The sequence below is a fragment of the Streptococcus infantis genome (assembly GCF_047465525.1).
GTDB lineage: Bacteria > Bacillota > Bacilli > Lactobacillales > Streptococcaceae > Streptococcus > Streptococcus infantis_R.
In genome coordinates, this window is sequence record NZ_JASGZS010000024.1 from 20,035 (window position 1) to 29,200 (window position 9,166).

Here is a 9,166-nt window from a genome sequence, read left to right on the forward strand (position 1 = left end):
CGATGCTTAATTTGACTGATGTTATCAAAGTTGTAAAAAAAGGTCACCTAGCCTCAGTACAGTAGCATCCAGATAAATGCCCAGAGCGTTATCGTTAGATTGCCTTGAGTTGCTTATGTAAAAGCGATATTTTATCACTTTACTATTATAATGATGAGGCTGAGGGCTACCCCTCAGCCTTTTTAAAGCGGGAGATAAGTTATGGAAACAATTTATTCTTTTTCTACAAATGATGTAGTTTATTTAAAAATTTATATACAGGATCTATTTGTGAAATTGATGAGGAACTATTCAAGAAGTTATCTTTAAAAGAATTTCCTTACTTGATAAGTGAGATTGATAAACAAGTGCCCTTTATTCACTCTAAACGAATAGTAGAGGGAGATGAATTATCACTATATATAGTTACAACTATGTCGTGTAACTTGACTTGCTCTTATTGTTTTGAGAATGATAAGGATAGGAAACCGTCCTTAAGTAGTGAGTATGATGGTAAAAAGATTGTGAATTTTATATTAGATGAACTCAATTTTAAGAAGTATAAATCTCTGGATATCTGTTTTACTGGTGGTGAACCATTATATAACTTTCAGTTTATACGAAATTTATGTGAAACTTTAGATGAGAAACTCCCTATTCCTATTTCGTATACTTTGATTACAAATGGAACGATATTCACAAATAAAATAATGTCTTTTCTTGACTGTCATAATTTCGCTATTCAAGTTTCTTTTGATGGTGATGAGCACTATTATAACCTAGAAAGATGCAATCGATTAGGGGAAGGAACTTATCATAGAATCATAAATAACTTGTCAGTTATGTTGGAAAAGTATAAAAATTTATCCATTCAGGCTAGAGTTAACATATCTAAAAGAAATTATATATCTATCCCGAAATTACTTTTAGATTTAAAAAAGTATACAGAATTTGAAAATTTTAATCTTTATTTTGATTTTGTAGCTGTACCTAACGACTCAATTCTATATATTGATAGTGAAACCAAAAAGAAGATTTGTCTAGATTTATTGCTGTTTTTATCAAAGGAAAATATACCGTATTATCATGATTTAAAAATAGGAGGGTACTGTATGTTCAAAAATCAAGATTCTCTTACAATTCATGCCAACGGTACCTTATATAAATGCTATTCATTAGTAGGGAATGAAAACTATCAGTTGGGAAGTATTGGTCAGGCTACTAACGAATTAACAGGTCTGGGAAGTATGTGCCCATATAAAGATTGTGCTTATTATGAATTTTGTTATGGAGGTTGCCCATTTAATACATTTGTAAATAATGGGAAGATGGAACGCGATTGTCAGTTTGACTATTTAGAGTGGTTTCACAAGATTGTATTTTTAGATGAATTAGGATTATTGACAAAGGAGGATGTTGAAGGGGCTATTCAACATATATCTGTTCATAAAATATATGTGGATAAAAATGTTACTATGGAGGCATGTAGATGAAAAGATTGTTATCCTATAACAATAAAGTGCTATTTCTAAAAAGCTTTATTTTGAATACCCTTGTTACTATACTAACCGTAGCTATTCCTTATATTAGTAAGTTATTTATTGACCATATTCTATCTCAGAAAGTTCATGCTATGATTGTTTACGGGGTGCTTTATGTAGGAATTTCTCTGTTTATTCAAGTTTTATATTATTTTTGTGATGTGATTCAAGGAGAATCAGAATCGCATGTTTGGCAGAATATTTGCCAAAAAACTGCTGAAAATATCCAGCTCTATGATATGGTAGAGACAGAATTGTCTGAAGCTACCATTACACAAGAATTAGGGCAGACTTATGAGCTGTTAAAACGATTTTTTAACGAATATCCTGTTGCTCTTCTCCTGTACTTGATACGAGCGCTTGTTATTATAGGGATTTTATGGAGTATTTCTCCTACTATTGCTGTGATGATAGGTATTTTGATACCTGTATTTATATTTATTTCACAGAAATATAGTGTACGACTATCTAGGCTTGGATCTGATACAGTGAATTGTATGAAGGATATACGCGATTATCTAGTGGATAGTTATAAACTCATGCCTAGTAAGCGATTTTCAGCTCATTCTAGCTTGATTGATTTCTCTCCCTTGGTGAAAAAATATATTTCATGTAAAAATAAGGAAGTGAGAATGACTTCTTTATTTGAAAATTTTCTTTCCTATGCATTTTTGAATTTTATGATTATGATGACGACGATTATATCAGGTTATCAAACTTATAAAGGTTGGATTACGATTGGTGATCTAATGGCTATCCAACTATATATTTCACAATTTTGGACACCTATTGAATACTTCCTTGATGTTTATAAGGAGTACTCAGGAAGTAAGCAAATTATCGAAAATTTTATCAATTTTTTAGAACCTGTTCAGATTTCGTATGAGTCTACTACAATTTTAGAGATAGTCTTAGAAAAGTATGTTAGCCTGGGGAGGGATGGCGAAGAACTGCATGAGCCATTAACAACTCGTTTAGAAAAAGGGCATATTTATCGTATTGTTGGAGAAAATGGTGTGGGGAAGACGCGATTGATTTTAGCGATAGTAGGCTACAGCATGAATTATCATGGTGAGATTTACTTACCTAATTATAGAAAGAATTCGAATTTTTCGTACTGCCCTGCAGAACCTGTTGCGAGTCGATTTTATAAAAATGAATTGAGTCAAGGTGCATCTATGGGACAACTAAAATTGTTGCAGTTGCAAGAAGCAGTAGCGGTGGATAAAGATGTTTATATTTTTGATGAGCCAAGTAATTTTTTAGATTCACAAAACAAGAAAAAAGTAGTGCAAATCCTGTCCGACTTGTTATCAAAAGAAAAGTTAGTGATTTTGATTAGTCATGATGATGATTTAGTTGATTTTCCAACAGAAGTTATTACTCTTCAATCATGTGATAGTGAGTAAGGAAAATTAGAACTTTATTTAGTTTAAGAAATATAGTGCATTGACCCTAGAATAGTATGCTATGGATTCTAAAACATTTCTAGAAATTAATTTGACTTTCCTAATCTCTTTGTTCATATCTTATTTTCAATCCACTATAGATTAGCAAGAAGAGACTGGGTAAAAAGTTTTTAAAATCAGAAAAACGCATAATATCGGTGTGCATATTTTCTCCTTTCGCTTTACAATTGGCTTGAACACCTTTATTGTATCGCGTTTGGAGTTTTTTATACAGTGGATTGAATCTAGAATAGTACATTATGACTGCTAAAATTATTTCTAGAAATTAGTTTGCCTTTCTTAATCGAATTGTTCATATCTTATTTCAATCTACTATATAACCTTCGACGCACACCCGCATAGCAGGTGGTTTATTTGTCTCGCACCTAACGGAGCGAGACGGACTAATAGTCACATAGCAGAAAAAGGATGGAATGATTTTCCATCCTTTTTTATAGCGGAATAAATCTATATTCCTAAGGGGACAATATTTAATCTTTCTTACCTTTTAGTAAGAAGGTAGCTGAGAGGGCTAGGCTGAGACTCGCCATAAAGAGGAGAGGACTAGTCTGTTCACCAGTAGCTGGAAGTTGTTTTTCATTCGTAGAGGCTTTGTCATTGGAATCATTTCTTTGAGCCAATGGTCTTGTAGTTTCTACCTTTGTTTCTTCTGTCTGGGCTGGCACTGGTTTAACAGTTGCGCTCTCTGTCTTGTAAACAATAGCATAGGTGTTCAGGTCAAGAGTGATAAACTCAAGATACCCATCTCGGATGGTGAACTCTTGTGATTTGAAGTCTTTTGTCGGAGTCAACTGATAGAGTTCTTGGACAGCACCTGAAACTGGTAAACGAACGAGTACAGCACCTTTTGGTTGAACTAGTTTGCCATCTTTATCCTTGAGTTGAAGAGCATAAGCATCGTATATTTTGCCTAAGAGTTCTTTGTTTTCGACTTTTTGACTGTCAAGATAACTTGCTCCTTCGAGTTCAGTTGTTCCACTAATAACTTGAGCTCTTGTGGTCTTATCTTTCATTACTTTGAGTTTAAACTCAGGAAGTGTGATGCTTGGTGCTTCTTGGTCTCCTGCAGTCCCGATAGGCTCAGTGTATTCAGGGATAACCACAGAAGGCGCTTCTTGATCTCCCGATGTGCCGATAGGCTCAGTGTACTCAGGTATTTCCACAGAAGGCGCTTTTTGATCTCCCACTGTGCCGATAGGTTCAGTATATTCAGGGATTATCACGGAAGGCGCTTCTTGGTCTCCCACTGTGCCGATAGGATTAGTATATTCAGGAATTACAACGGAAGGCGCTTCTTGGTCTCCCACTGTGTCGATAGGATTAGTATATTCAGGAATTACAACGGAAGGCGCCTCCTGATCCCCAACAGTTCCGATAGGACCAGTATATTCAGGTCTTTCCACAGTAGGCGCTTCCTGTTCCCCAGTTGTTCCGGTAGGTTTGGTATATTCAGGTCTTTCCACAGTAGGCGCTTCCTGTTCCCCAGTTGTTCCGGTAGGTTTGGTATATTCAGGTCTTTCCGCAGTAGGTGCCTCCTGATCCCCAACTGTCCCGATAGGACCAGTGTATTCAGGAATTACTACGGAAGGCGCTTCTTGATCTCCTACTGTTCCGGTAGGACCAGTGTATTCAGGAATTACAACAGAAGGCGCTTCTTGATCTCCTACTGTTCCGGCAGGACCAGTGTATTCAGGGATTTCCACAGTAGGAGCCTCCTGATTTCCCGCAGTTCCGATAGGCTTAGTGTACTCAGGAATAGTTACAACTGGAGCAGGCTCATTTCCTTTGCTTGTAAGGATTTTTTCTTCAACTGGAGCAGTTTCGTCCTTAGGAAAGACAGCTACAACAGGACTAGTTGTTGTTGTACCTTGGATGGTATAAGCTTCTATCGGATTGCCAGCTATACGGTCCGTAGTTTCAGGAATATCTAGCTGTATCTTGTTGTCCTTAATGGTTAATACTGTTTGTTCGCCTGATGTGACAAGATGGTCCTCATCGACTTTTCTGAGTAGGAGAGGATCTTTGATGCCAGGGAAGGTCACAGCGACTGCATCCCAATTGCCAGTTGGTAGGGTTAAGGTAACAGTTTTATCTTTGGACTTAATAGGGTCAAGGTTTGGATTATCAAGCGATACAGATGGAGCTTTTAAGATATCAAAGGAATCAAGAGAAATTTTCTTTCGTCCTTGTGGAGAATTTGGATCCACTTTCAAAGTAAGAACGTGATCACCATCTGCTAGATTGGTAAATTCGCCAATTAATGCACCTTTTTCAGTCGCTCCTGGAGTGTAGAAGTCAAGAGCTGGCATCTCTTTTCCATCCAGTGTGACAAGTGCCTTGCCTAGTGATGCTGTTTTTAATCCATAGATTCGGATACCTGTTCCAGAGAATGGAATGGTTGCAGTGGCTTCAGAAGAGAGGCTATCATTAGCGTTGATGTCAGCGTATTTTTCTGTAGAAGCATAGAGTTCTGCATCGCTCCAATTCTTAAACATGGAACCATAGTGGATACGAGGGTCACGGTCGTCGATTTTCTCAACAGCTTCTCCTTGGCCTGGGAAGACTTTGAAGTAGTCTAAGGAAATTTTTGAGCGTTCACTTCCTCGTCCTTTGTGCTCGCGCTTAACAGTGATCGTCATCAAATGAGGACCTGAGGATAGATTTGTGTAACGTCCTATCAATACACCTTTTTCAGTTGCCCCTGCTGTATAGAAGTCTAGTTCTCCAACAGACTTGCCATCTATTTTAACGTCAGCAAGTCCCAATTGAGATGACTTGAGTCCGTAAATTTCAATACCAGGTCCATTGAAAGGAATAGTTGCAGTCGCATCCTTATCGGAGTAATTTCCATTTGAGATATCAGCGTATTTCTCTGTTCCACCAAATAGTTCTGTGTCAGACCAATTTCCAAAGGCTGAGCCGTACTGGATGCGCTTGTCACGGTCATCCATCAATTCACTGAAGGCATCGATAGAAGCAGTATCTGAAACTGGTGTTGTACGATCCCCTAGCATAGCCTTAACGGTATAAGTATAGGCATGGCTAGAATCAATCGAGCGATCGATAAAGTGAGTTTGGTTGGTGATGAACTCACGAACGCTAGGAGTTTGACTGTTTTCATCCTTGCTTTCTCGTCGGATGACATAATGACTTGCTCCTTCAACTGTGTTAAAGTCAAGTTCAGCTGTGACGGAATCTTTTCGAAGGGCTGATAAGCGAGTCACTCGTCCAGGGAAGTTTTCAAAGGTAATGACATCACCTTTTTGAGTCGCAAGTTGGATACGGTTATCTTTGAGGCGACTAGCTTGAACTTCCTTGCCATTAATCTTGATAATACTAGATTCTATATTTGGATAGTCTACGACTAAGTCTCCACCAACATTAGAAAGGAAAGATAGCGTTTCAAGATTTTTCTCTTTCCATTTCATGCTGACTTCAAAGTTACCACGAGCGACTAAACCTGAGACTTGCCCGTCTTTCCATGCATCTGGAAGGGCTGGTAATGGGGCAATGTAGCCTGTGTGAGACTGAAGGAGCATTTCTGCCATACCGCTGGTTGCACCAAAGTTTCCATCAATTTGGAAAGGCGCGTGCGTATCCCAGAGATTTTCTAGGGTTGAGGATCTGAGCTGTTCTGCCAACAAACGGTGGGCACGATTTCCATCTAAGAGACGGGTCCAGAGGTTGATTTTATTGGCCTTAGACCAACCAGTTCCACCATCTCCTCGGTGGTTTAGGGTTGCGCGTGCAGCTTCTAGATATTCAGGCTGATCCTTGCCAAATAGAGTACCAGGGAAGAGTCCAACCAGATGAGAAACGTGACGGTGGTGATTCTCAATGCCTTCATTAGTGAATTGTGGGCTATCTTCTTCGTACCATTCCTTGATACGGCCGTCTTGGTTGATGTGAAGAGGTTTGAGCTTATCAAATTTAGCTTTCACTTCTGTCACCAAATCTTGGTCGACCTTCAGATGATTGGCTGCTTCCATATAGTCGTGGAATAGCTGCCAAACTAGAGATTGGTCAAAGGTATTCCCAATCGTGATGGTTCCATGTTCTGGCGAGTAAGATGGAGAAGAAACCCAGCGGTCACTAGCCTTGTCGTAGTGCAAGAAGGAATTCCAGAACTTGGCTGTTTCCTTGAGCATTGGATAAATCTTTTCTTTAAGATAAGTTTCATCCTTGGTGAATTTGTAGTAGTCATAGACGTTCTGCATCATCCAAGCATTGGCAGCAGGAGACCAACCCCAATAGTAGTTCCAACCAGGAGTAGTCCAGCCAAATGGTGTCGCCTGAGTATGAACCAACCAACCGTTTTCTTGACCTTCTTTGGACTCGATACCTGCATATTCTTTAGCAGCTATACGGCCATAGTAGCGCATGTCATCGATATAATTGATCATTGGCTTAGCCGTTTCTGAGAGATTGCTCATGTAGGCAGGCCAGTAGTTCATCTGTAGGTTGACATTGAGGTGGTAGTCTGAGTTCCAAGGTGGATTATCTACAGCATTCCAGACTCCTTGCAAGTTGGCAGGGAGGGCATCTATTCGGTTACGAGACGAACTGATGAGGAGATAACGTCCGTATTGGAAGAAGAGTTCTTCTAACTTTTGGCCTTTTGTTGGATTATAGGTTTGAAGAGCTTCTTTTGTAGTTTGATTAGACTTGCTACCGCCGAGGTTTAATTGAACACGGTTGAAAAGGCTTTGGTAATCCTTGATGTGATCATTTTTCAGAGTCTCATAGTCTTTAGTTTTAGCAGCTTCAACGATAGATTTGACAGTTTTTTCTACATCAATATCCTTTCGGTAATTGGTTTTCGGATTTTGAGCAAAATTAGTCTTGGCGCTGAGTAGTAGTGTTGCATAACTTGCTCCTGTAACAGTCAAATAACCATCTTGAGCAGTAACTTGTCCATCTGTCTTGATACCAAGATAAGAGGCAAATTTCAGACCATTGTCTTTGACAGTTCCCTTGAGCAAAATACCATTAGAATCAACGCTAACAGTTCCTTGTTTGTATTTAGAATTCTCCCAAGAATAATCTCCATTAGCAAGTAAATCTTCTGTCAAGCTGTTCCAAAGGGTAAAATCAAGCGTCTTATCTCCCTTTTTAGTCAAATGTGTAACAGTGACGTCATCTGGGTAACTAGAGAAGGTTTCTCGTTTGAAACTTGTCCCATCTTGAGTATAGGAGGTAGTTGTGATAGCTTCAGAAATATCTAAGCCACGATGATAGTCAGTAACATTTTCCAAGCCCTTCTTCTGGTTATTAAAGACCATGAAGATATCACCGAAGGCTAGGTAGCGACCGTATTGGGCATTGTTTGGCCCAACCAAATTTCTCTCTGCTAGTTGTTTAGCTTTTTGACGGTCACCGTCTTCTAAGGCCTTACGGATCTCGGCTAAGACTTTGTAGCGGTCCTTGTAGTTTCCTCCGTTGTAGTCTTGACTATCAGGTTGTGGGCCTCCAGACCAAAGTGTTTTTTCGTTGTACTGGATTCTTTCTTCACCGATGAGTCCGAAAACCTTGGCACCCATTTCCCCATTTCCGACTGGGAGGGCTTGTTTTTCCCATCCATCATAGGAAGGAGCAGTTGGTTGGTTGTAATGTAATTCGTAATGTTCTTGCTTGTTCACAGGAAGTTCTGGTTTCTCGCTCTCCTTATTGTCAGCAGGGGCGGTAGTAGCACTTGTCTCTGACTGACTACTAGTTTGAGGTAGTTCTGCCTCAGGGTTTGTTTGCTTTTCAGCTGATTCAGCTATAGGTTGAGTCTCTGTGTTAGAAGCAACAACTTCTTCTACTTTCGTACCCGGTTTAGCAGAGGTTTCAGTAATGGTTGCCTCACTTTCCGTAATATCGACACCATCAGCAGCCACACCCTGTGCTGCTAAAAACACAGCTCCAAGTAAGACAGAGGCAGCTCCGACACTTAGTTTGCGGATGCTATACTTACATGATTTTTCCCAATATCTCTTATCCACAAAATTCTCCTTTCTTAAATCTGTAAGCGCATACATTCTCTTTTAAAAAAATAAGTCTTGCAGAAATAAGCCCACTGAAAAAGGAGCTCTCTTACTTTTAATGAAATGAAAACCGAGGAATCACTCATCAATTTGAGCGAATTCCTCGGTTATTTTGTATTTATTAAGGCCATAATTCGTTTCATATTAACCA

At 39.1% G+C, this 9,166-nt stretch carries 3 protein-coding genes; 2 read left to right on the plus strand and 1 reads right to left on the minus strand.

Going from position 1 to position 9,166, the window contains the following annotated elements; genetic code table 11:
- Positions 1–413 precede the first annotated feature (413 nt).
- Both QM374_RS08685 and QM374_RS08690 read left to right on the plus strand, forming a co-directional pair.
- Entirely contained in the window at positions 414–1,472 is a 1,059-nt protein-coding gene (locus QM374_RS08685; protein WP_414311486.1) for a radical SAM protein, read from the plus strand.
- On the plus strand, positions 1,469–2,929 hold the full coding sequence (locus QM374_RS08690; RefSeq protein ID WP_315640487.1) for an ABC transporter ATP-binding protein: 1,461 nt from the start codon (positions 1,469–1,471) through the stop codon (positions 2,927–2,929). Before QM374_RS08685 ends, QM374_RS08690 begins: the two co-directional genes overlap by 4 nt.
- Positions 2,930–3,459: 530 nt before the next feature.
- Here the strand turns inward: QM374_RS08690 and QM374_RS08695 are convergent.
- Positions 3,460–8,973, minus strand: a complete 5,514-nt coding sequence (locus QM374_RS08695; protein ID WP_414311485.1) for an SIALI-17 repeat-containing surface protein — start codon at positions 8,971–8,973, stop codon at positions 3,460–3,462.
- Between the last annotated feature and the right edge of the window lie 193 nt (positions 8,974–9,166).